Consider the following 14,858-nt stretch of genomic DNA (forward strand, 5'->3'; position numbering starts at 1 on the left):
CAGCTTCCGCCATCGGCTGCCGCCGGGGAGGGCCCGCGGCCCGTTCGGGTGACATCGGGGACGTCCGTGGCATGACGTACGTTCGTGAGATGCGGGGCTCGCGTGGCGCGAGAGCCGCGAGGGAAGAAGCGGAAGCCCTGCTTCCGTCCGGGGCGGGAGCGTAGCGTCGGCTGCGCGCGTCCCCCTCACCCCGCGGCCACCGTCTCGCACGCGTGACCGCCCGACCACCAGTACGACCACCAGGACCGGCCAACCACGTGAGCTCCTCCTCCTCCACCAGACGCCTGCCGTACCCCCAGGTGCGGCAGGGGAGCCGTGGCGCTTACCGACTGGTCCGTACCCGGCCGGCCCGCACGGATCCCCCTTCCCTGGACGCGGCACAGCGTGCCGTGGTTGACCACCGCTCCGGTCCCCTGCTCGTGCTCGCGGGTCCGGGTACCGGCAAGACCACCACCCTGGTCGAGTCCGTGGCCGCGCGGATCGCCCGCGGCGGGGACCCGGAGCGGATCCTCGTGCTGACGTTCAGCCGCAAGGCCGCGGTCGACCTGCGCGACCGCATGGCCCTGCGCATGGGCGCGGCGCGCGCGCCCCGGGCCACCACCTTCCACTCGTACTGCTACGCGCTGGTCCGCGCCCACCAGGACAGCGACCTGTTCACCGAGCCCCTGCGCCTGCTCTCCGGACCGGAACAGGACGTCACCGTCCGCGAGCTGCTGGCCGGCCAGCCCGAACTGGAGCGGCGCGGACTGAACCATGTGCGCTGGCCGGACGAGCTGCGCGCCTGCCTGACCACCCGCGGCTTCGCCGACGAGGTCCGCGCGGTCCTCGCCCGCAGCCGCGAGCTGGGCCTCGGCCCCGGCGCCCTGGACGACTTCGCCCGGCGCATCGGCCGCCCCGACTGGCGTGCCGCCGCCGCGTTCCTCGCCGAGTACCTGGACGTCCTCGACATGCAGGGCGTCATCGACTACGCGGAACTCGTCCACCGCGCGGTCCTGCTCGCCGACCGGCCCGGGACCGCCGCGCGGCTCGCCGACCGGTACGACGCCGTGTACGTCGACGAATACCAGGACACCGACCCCGCCCAGGTACGCCTCCTGCACGCGCTGGCGGGCGGCGGGCGCACCCTGGTCGCCCTCGGCGATCCCGACCAGTCGATCTACACCTTCCGGGGCGCCGACGTGAACGGCATCCTCGACTTCCCCATGGCCTTCGCGCGCGGGGACGGCCGCCCCGCCCCCGTCGAGGTGCTGCGCACCTCCCGCCGCTCCGGGACCGCCCTGCTGGCCGCGACCCGCCTGATCACCCAGCGCATGCCGCTGCCCAGGCTGCCCGCCGACAAGGTGCGCGCCCACCGCGAGCCGGCCGCCGTACGGGACGGCGGCCGGGTCGAGGTCTACACGTACCCGACCGCCGGCACGGAACTGGACAACGTGGCGGACATCCTGCGCCGCGCGCACCTGGAGGACGGCGTCCCCTGGAGCGACATGGCCGTCCTGGTCCGTGCCGGTGCCCGCACCCTCCCGACCCTCCGCCGGGCCCTCACCGCGGCCGGCGTCCCGCTGGACATCGACGGCGACGACCTGCCGCTGCGGCACGAGCCCGCGGTCGCCCCGCTGCTCGCGGCCCTGCGTGCGGTGGCCACGGCCGAGGCTCGGCGCCACGAGGAGGAGTCCCGGGCCCCTTCGGCGGAGGGCGAACCGTCCGCGGGGGAGCCCGGCGAACCCTCTGCGGAGCCCGCCGCCACCATCGCGGATCACGATCCGTCCGCCGACGTACCCACCGCGCAGGAGCCCACCGCGCAGGAGCCCACCAAGCACGACCCCCCCGCCCAGGACCCCACCGCCGCGACCGGCGCCCTCGCGCCGGCCGCCGAGCCCGTCCCGGACACCTCCTGGCTCGGCACCGAGACCGCCCTCACCCTGCTCGCCTCCCCCCTCGCCGGGATGGACACCGCCGATCTGCGCCGGCTCGGGCGTGCCCTGCGCGAGGAGGAGCGCGCCGCCGGGAACCCGCTGCCGCCCCCGTCCGACGAACTCCTCGCGCGGGCGCTCGCCGAGCCCGAGCGCCTGGCCGTGCACGACCCGGTGTACGCGCGCGGCGCACAGCGCCTCGGCGCGCTGCTGCGCAAGGCACGCGAGCGTCTCGCCGGCGGCGGCACGGCCGAGGAGGCCCTGTGGGACCTCTGGCAGGGCACCCCGTGGCCCACCCGGCTGGAGCGTGCCGCCCGGCGCGGCGGCGCGGCCGGCCGCAACGCCGACCGCGACCTCGACGCCGTGTGCGCGCTGTTCGCCACCGCCGCGCGCGCGGAGGAGCGCACCGGCGGGCGTGGCGCCCTGAACTTCCTGGCGGAGATCGAGGCCGAGGACATCGCCGCCGACACGCTCACGCGCCGATCGGTGCGCCCCGACGCCGTCCGCCTGATGACCGCGCACCGCTCCAAGGGCCTGGAGTGGCGGCTGGTCGTCGTCGCCGGCGTCCAGGAGGGGCTGTGGCCCGACCTGCGCCGCCGCGGCTCCCTCCTGGAGGCGGACCGCATCGGCCGCGACGGCCTCGCCGAACCGCTCACCCCGGGCGCTCTGCTTGCCGAGGAGCGACGACTGTTCTACGTGGCCGCCACGCGCGCGCGGGAACGTCTCGTCGTCACCGCGGTGAAGGCACCCGCCGACGACGGCGACCAGCCCTCCCGGTTCCTGACCGAACTGGGCGTCGAGCCCAAGGACGTCACCGGGCGCCCCCGCCGCCCGCTGTCGGTCGCCGCGCTCGTCGCCGAACTGCGCGCCACCACCGTGGACCCGCGCGCGTCCGCCGCCCTCCGGGAGGCCGCCGCCGACCGCCTGGCCCGGCTCGCCGCACTGGCCGACGAGGACGGGCGCCCGCTGGTGCCGTCCGCGCATCCCTACCGCTGGTGGGGCATGTTCGAGCCGACCGAGAGCAAGGTGCCGCTGCGCCACCGGGACCAGCCCGTGGTGCTCTCCGGCAGCGCCCTCGACCAGCTCGCCAACACCTGCGCGCTCCAGTGGTTCCTCGGCCGCGAGGTCAAGGCCGACGCACCCGCCACCACCGCCCAGGGCTTCGGCAACGTCGTGCACGTTCTCGCCGACGAGGTCGCCTCCGGCCGCACCCCGGCCGACCTCGACGTCCTCATGGAACGCCTGGACTCGGTGTGGAACGCGCTCGCCTTCGACGCGCCCTGGAAGTCGCAGCAGGAGAAGGCCAACGCGCGCGTGGCGCTCGAACGCTTCCTGAACTGGCACGTGCTGAACCGCGCCGGCCGCACCCCCGTGGCGAGCGAGCAGGACTTCGACGTCACCCTCGGGGCGGGCGACTACGAGATCCGCATCCGCGGCCAGATGGACCGAGTGGAGACGGACGGCGACGGCCGGGCCTACGTGGTCGACTTCAAGACCGGCAAACAGGCGCCGAGCGCCGCGGACGTGGCCCGCCACCCCCAGCTCGCCGTCTACCAGCTGGCCGTCCGGGAGGGCGCCGTGGACGCGGCCTTCGACGGGGTGCGCCCCGAGGCGGGCGGCGCCGAGCTGGTGCACCTCAGGCAAGGGGCGGCCAAGCGCGACGGCGGGGAGACCCTGCCCAAGGTGCAGCCGCAGGAGCCGCCGTCCGGGGAGTGGGTCGGCGAGCTGCTGGCCACCGCGGCCGGCAAGGTCCTCGACGAGCGGTTCACCCCGAACGCCGGCCAGCACTGCACCCACTGCGCGTTCCGCGCCTCGTGCAGCGCCCGCCCCGAGGGCCGCCACGTGGTGGAGTGACGTACGGCGCGGCGGCGTACGGCGAAGTGGTGCACGGTCCGGAGTGACGTACGGCACCACACGCGCTGACCTGCGTCTCTTCCGTCCCGCCGGGTCGATTCGTCCCCGACTGTCAGTGGCCGCCGCTAGCCTCTTTCGACATGGCCGCCCGTATCACCGATCCCGAGCAGCTCAAGGAGCTCCTCGGCATCCCGTTCACCCCGGAGCAGACGGCCTGCATCGTCGCGCCGCCCGCCCCGCAGGTGATCGTGGCCGGTGCCGGTTCGGGCAAGACCACCGTGATGGCGGCCCGCGTGGTCTGGCTCGTCGGCACCGGGCAGGTCGCCCCCGAACAGGTCCTCGGCCTCACGTTCACCAACAAGGCCGCCGGCGAACTGGGAGAGCGCGTCCGCAAGGCGCTGATCAAGGCCGGCGTCACGGACCCGGACGTCATCGACCCCGACAACCCGCCGGGTGAGGCGGTCATCTCGACGTACCACGCCTTCGCCGGGCGGCTGCTGACCGACCACGGACTGCGCCTCGGGCTGGAGCCCACCTCGCGTCTGCTGGCCGACGCCACCCGCTACCAGCTCGCCGCGCGCGTGCTGCGCGAGGCACCCGGCCCCTACCCGGCGCTGACCCGCTCCTTCGCGGACCTCGTCAGCGACCTGCTCACCCTCGACTCCGAGCTCGCCGAACACCTCGTCGACCCCGAGGAACTGCGCGCCTGGGACGCCGACCTGCTGCACACCCTGGAGGGCGCGAAGCTCACCAACGCCGATCTGCGCAAGGTCCCCGAGACGGCGGCGGCCCGGCGGGAACTCGCCGACCTCGTCCACCGCTACCGGGCCGTCAAACGCGAGCGCGACCTGCTCGACTTCGGCGACCAGATCGCCCTCTCCGCGCGCCTCTCCCGCGTCCCCGAGGTCGGCCGCCTGCTGCGCGAGGAGTTCCGGGTGGTGCTCCTCGACGAGTACCAGGACACCTCCGTGGCCCAGCGTGTGCTGCTGTCGGGCCTCTTCGGCGGCGGCACGGGCCACCCGGTGACCGCGGTCGGCGACCCCTGCCAGGCCATCTACGGCTGGCGCGGCGCGTCCGTCGCCAACCTGGACGACTTCCCGGCGCACTTCCCGCACGCCGGCGGGCGGCCCGCCACCCGCCAGTCGCTCAGCGAGAACCGCCGCAGCGGCGGACGCCTGCTCGACCTGGCCAACGGCCTCGCCGAACCCCTGCGCGCCATGCACGCGGGCGTGGAGGCGCTCCGCCCGGCCCCCGGCGCCGAACGCGACGGCACGGTCCGCTGCGCCCTGCTGCCCACCCACGCCGAGGAGATCGACTGGATCGCCGACTCCCTCGCCCATCTCGTGCGCACCGGCACGGCCCCCGGCGAGATCGCCGTGCTCTGCCGTACCGCGACCGACTTCGCCGAGATCCAGGGCGCCCTCGTGGCCCGGGACGTCCCCGTCGAGGTGGTCGGCCTGTCCGGGCTGCTGCACCTGCCGGAGGTCGCCGACCTCGTCGCCGTCTGCGAAGTCCTCCAGGACCCCGGGGCGAACGCCTCCCTGGTGCGCCTGCTGACCGGGCCGCGCTGGCGCATCGGCCCCCGCGACCTCGCCCTCCTCGGCCGCCGCGCCCGGCTGCTGGTCGCCCACGCGCGCGTGGACGGCACCGACGACCCGGACCGCCGGCTCGCCGCGGCCGTCGAGGGGACCGACCCCTCCGAGGTGATATCGCTCGCGGACGCCCTGGACACCTTCCTGGAGAGCCCGCTGGAAGGGGGCTTCGCCGAGGGCACCGACGACGGACTGCCGTTCTCGCCGGACGCGCGCGTGCGCTTCGCCCGTCTCGCCGCCGAGCTGCGCGACCTGCGCCGCTCCCTGTCCGACCCGCTGATGGACGTACTGCACCGCGTCCTCGCGGTCACCGGCCTGGAGGTGGAGCTGTCGGCGTCCCCGCACGCGCTGGCCGCCCGGCGGCGCGAGACCCTGTCCAACTTCCTGGACGTCGCCGCCTCCTTCGCGGCGGGCGACGGCGAGGCCACCCTGCTCGCCTTCCTCGGCTTCCTGCGCACCGCCGCCCAGTACGAGAAGGGTCTGGACAACGCCCTGCCCGGCGGCGAGAACACCGTCAAGGTGCTCACCGCGCACAAGTCCAAGGGCCTGGAGTGGGACGTCGTCGCCGTCCCCGGACTGGTGAAGGGCACCTTCCCCAGCGCACAGGGCCGCGAGAAGTGGACCGCGCAGGCCAAAGTGCTGCCGCACGCCCTGCGCGGTGACACCGACACCCTTCCCGACATCGACTCGTGGGACTCGCGCGGCATGAAGGCCTTCCACGAGGCCATGAAGGAGCACCAGCACACCGAGGAACTGCGCCTCGGCTACGTCACCTTCACCCGCCCCCGCTCGCTGCTGCTGGGCTCCGGTCACTGGTGGGGCCCCAGCCAGAAGAAGCCGCGCGGCCCCTCCGACTTCCTCCAGGCGCTGTACGACCACTGCGCCGCCGGGCACGGCGAGATCGAGGCGTGGGCCGAGGAACCCGCTGAGGACGAGGAGAACCCGGCCCTGCACACGGCGGCCGCCGACCAGGTGTGGCCGCTCCCGCTGGACGGCGCCGCGCTGGCCCGCCGCCGCGCGGCCGCCGACACCGTCCTCGCCCACCTCGACGCCCTCGCCGCCCAGGGCGACGACCGGCCGCCGGCCGCCCACGACCCCGCCGCGGCCGACGACCCGGACTGGCCCGCACCACCGGACGACGACCCCTACGACGAGGACCCGTACGAGGACCCGTACGAGGAGCCGTACGACGACCAGCCGTACGACGGCCGGTCCCACGACGAGGACGACCCGCACGACGGTGACCTCCCGTACGACGATGATCCCTTCGGCGAGGAGCCGTACGCGGCGGGCGCCCCGGACGTCGAGCTGCCCGCCGCGGACGGCCCCTCCCCGCAGGGCGACGGCGGCCGGGGCGCCGAGCGGCCGACCGTCCCCCACCAGGCCACCGCCCCGCAGGACGGCCCCCGGCACACCGAAGCGCGGCCCCGCACCTCCCTCACCCCGGAGGAGGCCCGTGCCATCGCCTCCTGGGACCGCGACCTCGGCGCACTCACCGGGGAGCTGCTGCGCGCCCGGCGGACCGTCACGGACGTCCCTCTGCCGGTCACGCTGACCGCGTCCCAGCTGATGCGGCTCGCCGAGGACCCGGACGGGCTCGCACAGGAACTCGCGCGCCCCATGCCGCGCCCCCCGCAACCGGCCGCACGCCGGGGCACCCGGTTCCACGCCTGGGTCGAAGCCCGCTTCGAGGAGTTGACGCTGCCCCTGCTCGAACCGGAGGAGCTGCCCGGCGGCGACGCCGAGATCGCCGACGAACGCGACCTGGAGGACCTCAAGGAAGCCTTCGAGCGCACCGAGTACGCCCGGCGCACCCCCTACCGGGTCGAGGCCCCCTTCCAGCTCGGCCTCGCCGGCCGCGTCGTACGGGGCCGCATCGACGCCGTCTACCGCAACGGGGACGGCGACGGGACGACGTGGGAGATCGTGGACTGGAAGACGAGCCGCACCCGCTCGGCGGACCCGCTCCAGCTGGCCGTCTACCGGCTGGCCTGGGCCGAGCAGCAGGGCGTGCCGCCCGAGTCCGTCACGGTCGCCTTCCTGTACGTGCGCACCGGCGAGGTCGTACGGCCCACGGGCCTGCCGGACCGGGCCGCCCTGGAGCGGCTGCTCACGGGCGGGACCTGACGGCGGCCCGGTGGCCGCGGCAGGCCGCCGGGGCGCGGTCCGCGGGCGGCCCGAGTGTGACGTACCGCCCGCCGAGGACGCCCGTGAAGGCCGATAGGCTCGTGAGCATGAGCCAGACCCCGGACAGCGCCGTCCGCACGTACATCGAGCAGCACCGCGCCGCCTTCCTCGACGACCTCGCCGCATGGCTGCGCATCCCCTCCGTGTCGGCCCAGCCCGACCACGCGCCCGACGTGCGGCGCAGCGCCGAATGGCTCGCCGGCAAACTCAGGGAGACCGGCTTCCCGACCGCCGAGGTCTGGGAGACCGCGGGCGCCCCGGCCGTCTTCGCCGAGTGGCCCTCGGACGACCCCGAGGCACCCACCGTCCTCGTCTACGGCCACCACGACGTCCAGCCCGCCGCCGTCGAGGACGGCTGGGACAGCGACCCCTTCGAACCGGTCGTCCGGGAGAACCGCCTCTACGCGCGCGGGGCGGCCGACGACAAGGGGCAGGTGTTCTTCCACACACTCGGTGTCCGCGCCCACCTCGCCGCCACGGGCCGCACCGCCCCCGCGGTCAACCTGAAGCTGCTGATCGAGGGCGAGGAGGAGTCCGGCTCCGCGCACTTCAGGGAACTCGTCGAGGAGCGGGCGGCGCTGCTCGCCGCCGACGCGGTGATCGTCTCCGACACCGGCATGTGGTCCGAGGACACCCCCACCGTCTGCACCGGCATGCGCGGCCTCGCCGACTGCGAGATCCGCCTGTACGGCCCCGACCAGGACATCCACTCGGGCTCCTTCGGCGGCGCGGTGCCCAACCCGGCCACCGCCGCCGCCCGCCTGGTGGCCGCCCTCCACGACGAGCACGCGCGCGTGGCGGTCCCCGGCTTCTACGACGGCATCGTCGAACTGACCGACCGCGAGCGCGAACTCTTCGCCGAGCTGCCCTTCGACGAGGAGCGCTGGCTGCGCACCGCCAAGTCCCGCGCCGCCCACGGGGAGGCCGGGCACAGCACGCTGGAGCGGATCTGGGCCCGCCCGACCGCCGAGGTCAACGGCATCGGCGGCGGCTACCAGGGCCCGGGCGGCAAGACGATCATCCCGTCCTCGGCCATGGTGAAGCTGTCCTTCCGGCTGGTTGCAGGCCAGGACCCCGACCACATCGAGAAGGCCGTCCGCGACTGGGCCGCCGAGCAGGTGCCCGCGGGCATCCGCCACGAGATCGTCTTCGGCGCGGCCACGCGCCCGTGCCTGACGCCGCTCGACCACCCCGCGCTGCAGTCCGTGGTCCGCGCCATGGGCCGCGCGTTCGAGAAGCCGGTCCGCTTCACCCGCGAGGGCGGCTCCGGACCCGCCGCCGACCTCCAGGAAGTCCTCGGCGCCCCCGTGCTCTTCCTGGGCATCTCCGTCCCCTCCGACGGCTGGCACGCCCCCAACGAGAAGGTCGAACTGGACCTCCTCCTCAAGGGCGTCGAGACCAGCGCCTACCTGTGGGGTGACCTGGCCGGCCACTGGAGCCGCACGCCCTGACCGGCCGGCGCCGCAAGGGAGGGCGCCGCGCGCGGGGCACACTGGAAGGACCGCCCCGCACGCCCGCCCCCGCCCGGCCCCGTGCCCTCCCGCCCGGCGCCCCGCCGAACCGTCCGTACGAGAACCGCATCTGGGGGAGTTGGAAGCACCCGTGACCACCTGGACCGACGACACAGCCGACCGACCCATCTCGCTGACCGCCCCGAGCGGCCTCGACCGTGCCGCGCACCACCGGCTGGACGAGGCCTGGCTCGCGGCGGCGTGGAGCCACCCCACCACCCGCTGCTTCGTCGTCTCCGGCGGTCAGGTGCTGATCGACGAGACCCCGGACGGCCGGACCGAACTCGTCATGACGCCGTCCTTCGAGGCGCCCCTGACCGAGGCTCACCGGTACTTCCTGGGCATCGACGAGGAGGGCGTCAGCTACTTCGCGCTGCAGAAGGACTCCCTGCCCGGCCGGATCGACCAGTCCGCCCGCCCGGCGGGCCTTCGGGAGGCGGGCCTGCTGCTGTCGCCGCGCGACGCCGGGCTGATGGTGCACGCGGTCGGCCTGGAGAACTGGCAGCGCACCCACCGCTTCTGCTCCCGCTGCGGCGAGCGCACGGTGATCGCCGCCGCCGGCCACATCCGCCGCTGCCCGGCCTGCGGCGCCGAGCACTACCCCCGCACCGACCCGGCCGTGATCATGGCGGTGACCGACGCGGAGGACCGGATCCTCCTCGGGCGCCAGGTCCACTGGCCCGAGGGCCGCTTCTCCACGCTCGCGGGCTTCGTCGAGCCGGGCGAGTCCATCGAGCAGGCCGTGCGCCGCGAGGTCTGCGAGGAGGTCGGCGTCACCGTCGGCCCGGTCGAGTACGTGGCCAGCCAGCCCTGGCCGTTCCCGTCCAGCCTGATGCTCGGCTTCATGGCCCGCGCCACCTCGACCGACATCGACGTCGACGGCGACGAGATCCACGAGGCCCGCTGGTTCTCCCGCGCGGAGCTCCACGAGGCCTTCGAGAACGGCGAGGTTCTGCCGCCCTACGGCATCTCGATCGCGGCCCGCCTGATCGAGATGTGGTACGGCAAGCCCCTGCCGACGCGCAGCTTCGTCTGACCGTCTGACCGGGTGTCCGGGGCCGCGCGCCCCGGGTGCCCGGCGGGCCGCGGAGGGGCCGGCCCCGCATCTCTCAGGGGAGCAGGGGGCGCCCCTCCCGCGCGGCCTCGAAGTGTTCGTCCCGGAGCGCGTCCTCACCGTGCTCGGCGACGAAGGCGCGCACCCGGCCGAGGGGGCTGTCCGGCGGGGGCGGTTCCTCGCTGATCGTGAAGCCGAGAATCTGCGCCCAGAACGCTGCGCCTGCGTCCTGCGGGTCGTCCATGTCCATGACGCGCACGGTAGACGGAGGGTCCGACAGCCGGGCCGCCGCGCCGCGGCCGCCGCCGTTCCGGGGCCCGGCGGGCGGACACACGAAACCCCCGACAGCCGGGCCGTCGGGGGTTTCGTGCAGCGGGTCGTGCAGCGTGCGGGGTCAGGCGGTGAGGGCCTGCTTGACCTGGGCGAGGCTCGGGTTCGTCATGACGACCTCGTCACCGCCGGAGCCGGAGACCACCCGGACCGTCGGGACCGTCTGGTTGCCACCGTTCGCCTTCTCGACGAAGGCGGCGGACTCGGGGTCCTGCTCGATGTTGATCTCGGTGTAGGCGATGCCCTCCCGGTCCAGCTGGCTCTTCAGCCGCCGGCAGTAGCCGCACCAAGTCGTGCTGTACATCGTCACAGTGCCCTGCATGTCTCTCGCGCTCCTCAGGCTGCTCGGTAACTTCGTCCGGGGAGTAGAACGTAAGCGATCGGCAGGCCATTCCCCATGGGGGTATGAGCCCCGTATGTGACACCTGCCGCATTAGTACGACCGCGGGTACCCGCCTGTGGACAACCGGCACAGCCGTCTCCGGCGACCTGGCAGCATGGCTGTGTGACAGCAGCAACGCACTCCACCCTCTTCCCGCAGGTACCGGACTCGGCCGACGCGGTGCTCGCGGGGCTCGACCCCGAGCAGCGCGAGGTGGCCACCGCCCTGCACGGGCCGGTGTGCGTGCTGGCCGGAGCGGGCACGGGCAAGACCCGGGCGATCACCCACCGCATCGCCTACGGGGTGCGGGCCGGGATCCTGCAGCCCTCCAGCGTGCTCGCCGTCACCTTCACCAATCGCGCCGCCGGGGAGATGCGCGGCCGGCTCCGTCAGCTCGGCGCCCACGGCGTCCAGGCCCGCACCTTCCACTCCGCCGCCCTGCGCCAGCTCCAGTACTTCTGGCCGAAAGCCATCGGTGGCGGCATGCCCCGGCTCATCGACCGCAAGATCCAGCTCGTCGCCGACGCGGCCGCCGCCTGCGGCACCCGGCTCGACCGGGGCGAGCTGCGGGACGTCACCGCCGAGATCGAATGGTCCAAGGTCACCCAGACCATCCCCGCCGACTATCCGTACGCGGCAGTGAAGGCGGGCCGGGAGACCCCGCGCGACCCCGCCGAGATCGCCCATCTCTACGCGGCCTACGAGGACCTCAAGCGCGACCGCGCGGTGATCGACTTCGAGGACGTCCTGCTGCTGACGGTCGCCGTCCTCCAGGACCGGCACGACATCGCCGAACAGGTCCGCTCGCAGTACCAGCACTTCGTCGTCGACGAGTACCAGGACGTCAGCCCCCTGCAGCAGCGGTTGCTGGAGCTGTGGCTCGGCGAGCGCGACAGTCTCTGCGTCGTCGGGGACGCCAGCCAGACGATCTACTCGTTCACGGGAGCAACGCCCGACCACCTCCTCGACTTCCGTGCCAAGCACCCCCGCGCCACCGTCGTGAAGCTGGTCCGGGACTACCGCTCCACCCCCCAGGTCGTCCGTCTCGCCAACGGCCTGCTGTCCCAGGCCCGCGGCCGCGCCGCCGACCACCGGCTGGAACTGGTCTCCCAGCGTCCCTCCGGCCCCGAGCCCGTCCACACGGAGTACACGGACGAGCCCGCCGAGGCCGAGGGCGCCGCCCGCCGCATCCGCGAGCTGATCGACGCGGGCGTCCCGGCCGCCGAGATCGCCGTCCTGTTCCGTACGAACGGGCAGTCCGAGACCTACGAGCAGGCCCTCGCGGACGCCGGCGTCCCCTACCAGCTGCGCGGCGCCGAACGGTTCTTCGACCGGCCCGAGGTGCGCAAGGCCGGCGTCGCCCTGCGCGGCGCGGCCCGCTTCGGTGGCAACGACTCGCTCCTGGACGACGCCGTGGACCTGCCCTCCCAGGTGCGTGCCGTGCTGTCCGGGGAGGGCTGGACCACCGAGCCCCCGGCGGGTTCCGGCGCGGTCAGGGAGCGCTGGGAGTCCCTGGCCGCCCTGGTCAACCTCGCCCACGACCTCGCCGCCGCCAGACCCGGCGCCTCCCTCGGCGACTTCGTGGCGGAACTGGACGAGCGGGCGGGCGCCCAGCACGCCCCGACCGTGCAGGGCGTCACCCTCGCCTCCCTGCACGCCGCCAAGGGCCTGGAGTGGGACGTCGTCTTCCTCGTCGGCGTCGCCGAGGGCATGCTCCCCATCACCTACGCCAAGACCGACGAGCAGATCGAGGAGGAGCGCCGGCTCCTGTACGTCGGCGTGACCCGCGCCCGGGAGCGGCTCCACGTCTCCTGGGCCCTGTCCCGCTCACCCGGCGGCCGCCCCAACCGCAGGCCCAGCCGATTTCTCGACGGTCTGCGCCCCGGCACCACCGCCACCGTCGGCCGCAGCGGCGCCGGCACCGCGGGGGAGTCGAGCGCGGGGCCGTCGGCGCCGCGGCCGCCACTCCCCGGCGCGCTCAGCGGGTCCCGGCCCGCTGCCGGGTCTGCGGCCGCACCCTCACCGACGCGGGGGAGATGAAGCTGATGCGCTGCGAGGACTGCCCCTCGGACATGGACGAGGGGCTGTACGAGCGGCTTCGCGAGTGGCGGGCGGGCCAGGCCGGGCGCAGCGGGCAGCCGGACTTCTGCGTCTTCACCGACCGGACCCTGATGGCCATCGCCGAGGCACGGCCGGAGAACCCCGTCGAGCTCTCCCGCATCCCCGGCGTCCTCAGCCGCAAACTGCGCAGCTACGGAGCCGATGTTCTGGCCATCTGCGCAGGCCAGGAGCCCGGCGAGGACGGCCTGGACGACTGATGCGAACTCGTCGAAAAAATAGTTTGCGCATGCCCCGGCAATCCCCATAGGTTCTAGGCACGGAAGCGGCGGCCTTCTCGAAGACCGCGGTTCCGTGATGTACTTGCATATCCGAACGGGCTGGTTCGTCCCAGCCCTTGAGACGCCGAGAGGAGGCGAGTCCAGTGATCAGCATCAACTTCAGCACCATCAGCACGGCCAAACTGACCGATCGCTCGGCCGTCTCCACGTGCATGCTCGGCGCCTCGAACCAGGGCACCGGTCTGTCCGGCATTCGTGCCGTCCGCCCGGCGTCCGCCCTGTCTCTCGCGGGTCTTCCCGTCCGCGAGGGCAATGAGCGACCGACCAAGGCACTGGAAGCGGTAGAGGCGCAGGCACATGCCTATGCCTTTGCGGCGGCCGGTGCCGGATTCCGGAAGCAGACGAAGCAGCACCACCTGATGTGGGCCTTCCGTGGGCCAGAACCCTGGAGTGATCCAGCCTGATTCGATCAGGCCGGCGCCTTCAGGGCCGCGGAACCCCATCCGGGATCCGCGGCCCTTCTGTTTGCCCCGAACGGGGCGACGGAGCGAAGGGGCCTCGGGACAGGAAAGAACCCGGTACCAGCCGACACCCGGTCAACCGGCCGGAACGACCAGACGAGGAAGACACCCCGTGCAACTCGAAGCGCACGCCCCGTCCGTACCGCCTTCGCAAACCATCCCCCCGCCCGGCCTCACGGAGGACTCCACCTTGATCCCCCTCACCGCGCTCACCGCGCTCGACGACGCCATCGAGAACCTCGGCGTACCCGTCCCCTGCCGCTCCTACGACCCGGAGGTCTTCTTCGCCGAGTCGCCCGCGGACGTGGAGTACGCCAAGTCCCTCTGCCGCACCTGCCCGCTGATGGAGGCCTGCCTCGCCGGCGCCAAGGAGCGGCGTGAGCCCTGGGGCGTCTGGGGTGGCGAGCTGTTCGTCCAGGGTGTCGTCGTCGCCCGGAAGCGGCCGCGTGGCCGCCCGCGCAAGAACCCGGTCACGGCATGAACACCGCAGGAACGATCGACCGCCCCCTCACGCACGACCCCAAGAAGCAGGCCCCGATGAAGCCGTCCACCAGCGAGCGCACAGGCTCCGCGACCACAGACTTCACCTCCACCGGCGCTACCGAAGCGCGGCAGAACAGGAACCGAGAGATGCAACTCATGCAAGAAGCCCTGGCTCGTGCGCATATGCACGAGCGACTCCACGACGCCGTGCGCGAACGCCGGGCCGTGCGCCTGGCGGTCGCCCAGCGGATGCAGCGCCGCGCCGAGCGCGCCTCGCTGCGTGCCCGCCGCGCGCTCGCCATGGCCGTCATGCAGTAACGAGCACACCTGAACAGCGGTGGCCTCCCGGACCAGGGAGGCGAAGCATTCCCCGCGGGGGCCGGTCCGGCCGAACGGACCGGCCCCCGCGGTGCGTTGTGCGCGGCGATCCGCCGGCCGCGGGGTTATGGTCGCCGGGTGACGAGTCTTCCCGGAGGCACCGACCAGGGCAGCTCAACCGCCGGCCACGGCCCCGTGGTGTGCGCCCGCTGCGGCACGCACGCCGACGGCCCCGAGCCGGTCACCTGGACCTGCTCCGTGGAGAACGGCGTCCGCCAGTACTTCTGCGACACCTGTTCCCGGGAGAACCTGCGGGCGATCGAAGGACGGCTCGACTCGTCCTGGTGGTGAGATCCCGCTCGGGACCGGGCTCCGGA

The 14,858-nt window shown here is 73.9% G+C and carries 10 protein-coding genes and 1 pseudogene; 9 read left to right on the plus strand and 2 right to left on the minus strand.

Going from position 1 to position 14,858, the window contains the following annotated elements:
• Positions 1–257 precede the first annotated feature (257 nt).
• The 4 genes from N8I86_RS24965 (at position 258) to nudC (ending at position 10,090) form a co-directional block, all read left to right on the plus strand.
• The gene (locus N8I86_RS24965; RefSeq protein ID WP_263278759.1) at positions 258–3,764 is read left to right on the plus strand and encodes an ATP-dependent helicase; all 3,507 of its coding nucleotides are present in this window, start codon (positions 258–260) and stop codon (positions 3,762–3,764) included.
• A gap of 140 nt (positions 3,765–3,904) precedes the next feature.
• Entirely contained in the window at positions 3,905–7,483 is a 3,579-nt protein-coding gene (locus tag N8I86_RS24970) for an ATP-dependent DNA helicase (RefSeq protein ID WP_263278760.1), read from the plus strand.
• A gap of 107 nt (positions 7,484–7,590) precedes the next feature.
• Entirely contained in the window at positions 7,591–8,994 is a 1,404-nt protein-coding gene (locus N8I86_RS24975; RefSeq protein ID WP_073889326.1) for a dipeptidase, read from the plus strand.
• A gap of 151 nt (positions 8,995–9,145) precedes the next feature.
• The gene (gene nudC / locus N8I86_RS24980; RefSeq protein WP_073889328.1) at positions 9,146–10,090 is read left to right on the plus strand and encodes an NAD(+) diphosphatase; all 945 of its coding nucleotides are present in this window, start codon (positions 9,146–9,148) and stop codon (positions 10,088–10,090) included.
• Between the two features lie 73 nt (positions 10,091–10,163).
• Here the strand turns inward: nudC and N8I86_RS24985 are convergent, their stop codons facing one another.
• Positions 10,164–10,358, minus strand: a complete 195-nt coding sequence (locus N8I86_RS24985) for a hypothetical protein (protein WP_123436743.1) — start codon at positions 10,356–10,358, stop codon at positions 10,164–10,166.
• A gap of 144 nt (positions 10,359–10,502) precedes the next feature.
• Positions 10,503–10,760, minus strand: a complete 258-nt coding sequence (locus tag N8I86_RS24990; RefSeq protein ID WP_093474891.1) for a mycoredoxin — start codon at positions 10,758–10,760, stop codon at positions 10,503–10,505.
• Between the two features lie 240 nt (positions 10,761–11,000).
• Here N8I86_RS24990 and N8I86_RS24995 point away from each other — a divergent pair.
• The 5 genes and pseudogenes from N8I86_RS24995 (at position 11,001) to N8I86_RS25015 (ending at position 14,832) form a co-directional block, all read left to right on the plus strand.
• Positions 11,001–13,138: pseudogene (locus N8I86_RS24995) on the plus strand (ATP-dependent DNA helicase UvrD2).
• Positions 13,139–13,302: 164 nt separating this feature from the next.
• Positions 13,303–13,623, plus strand: coding sequence for a hypothetical protein (locus N8I86_RS25000; RefSeq protein WP_073889333.1), 321 nt, complete (start codon positions 13,303–13,305; stop codon positions 13,621–13,623).
• Positions 13,624–13,792: 169 nt separating this feature from the next.
• On the plus strand, positions 13,793–14,161 hold the full coding sequence (locus tag N8I86_RS25005; protein WP_037660091.1) for a WhiB family transcriptional regulator: 369 nt from the start codon (positions 13,793–13,795) through the stop codon (positions 14,159–14,161).
• Entirely contained in the window at positions 14,158–14,481 is a 324-nt protein-coding gene (locus N8I86_RS25010; protein WP_073889335.1) for a hypothetical protein, read from the plus strand. The genes N8I86_RS25005 and N8I86_RS25010 overlap by 4 nt, the downstream gene beginning before the upstream one ends.
• A 138-nt stretch (positions 14,482–14,619) precedes the next feature.
• The gene (locus N8I86_RS25015) at positions 14,620–14,832 is read left to right on the plus strand and encodes a hypothetical protein (RefSeq protein ID WP_143611203.1); all 213 of its coding nucleotides are present in this window, start codon (positions 14,620–14,622) and stop codon (positions 14,830–14,832) included.
• The last annotated feature ends 26 nt before the right edge of the window (positions 14,833–14,858 follow it).

The sequence above is a fragment of the Streptomyces albidicamelliae genome (assembly GCF_025642175.1).
In the GTDB taxonomy this organism is placed as follows: Bacteria; Actinomycetota; Actinomycetes; order Streptomycetales; family Streptomycetaceae; genus Streptomyces; species Streptomyces albidocamelliae.

Bases quoted from the DNA above. Each gene is read 5' to 3' on its own strand.
- N8I86_RS24970 (WP_263278760.1), top strand. From the start codon at position 3,905: ATGGCCGCCCGTATCACCGATCCCGAGCAGCTCAAGGAGCTCCTCGGC.
- N8I86_RS24975 (WP_073889326.1), top strand. From the start codon at position 7,591: ATGAGCCAGACCCCGGACAGCGCCGTCCGCACGTACATCGAGCAGCAC.
- N8I86_RS24985 (WP_123436743.1), bottom strand. From the start codon at position 10,358: ATGGACATGGACGACCCGCAGGACGCAGGCGCAGCGTTCTGGGCGCAG.
- N8I86_RS24990 (WP_093474891.1), bottom strand. From the start codon at position 10,760: ATGCAGGGCACTGTGACGATGTACAGCACGACTTGGTGCGGCTACTGC.
- N8I86_RS25010 (WP_073889335.1), top strand. From the start codon at position 14,158: ATGAACACCGCAGGAACGATCGACCGCCCCCTCACGCACGACCCCAAG.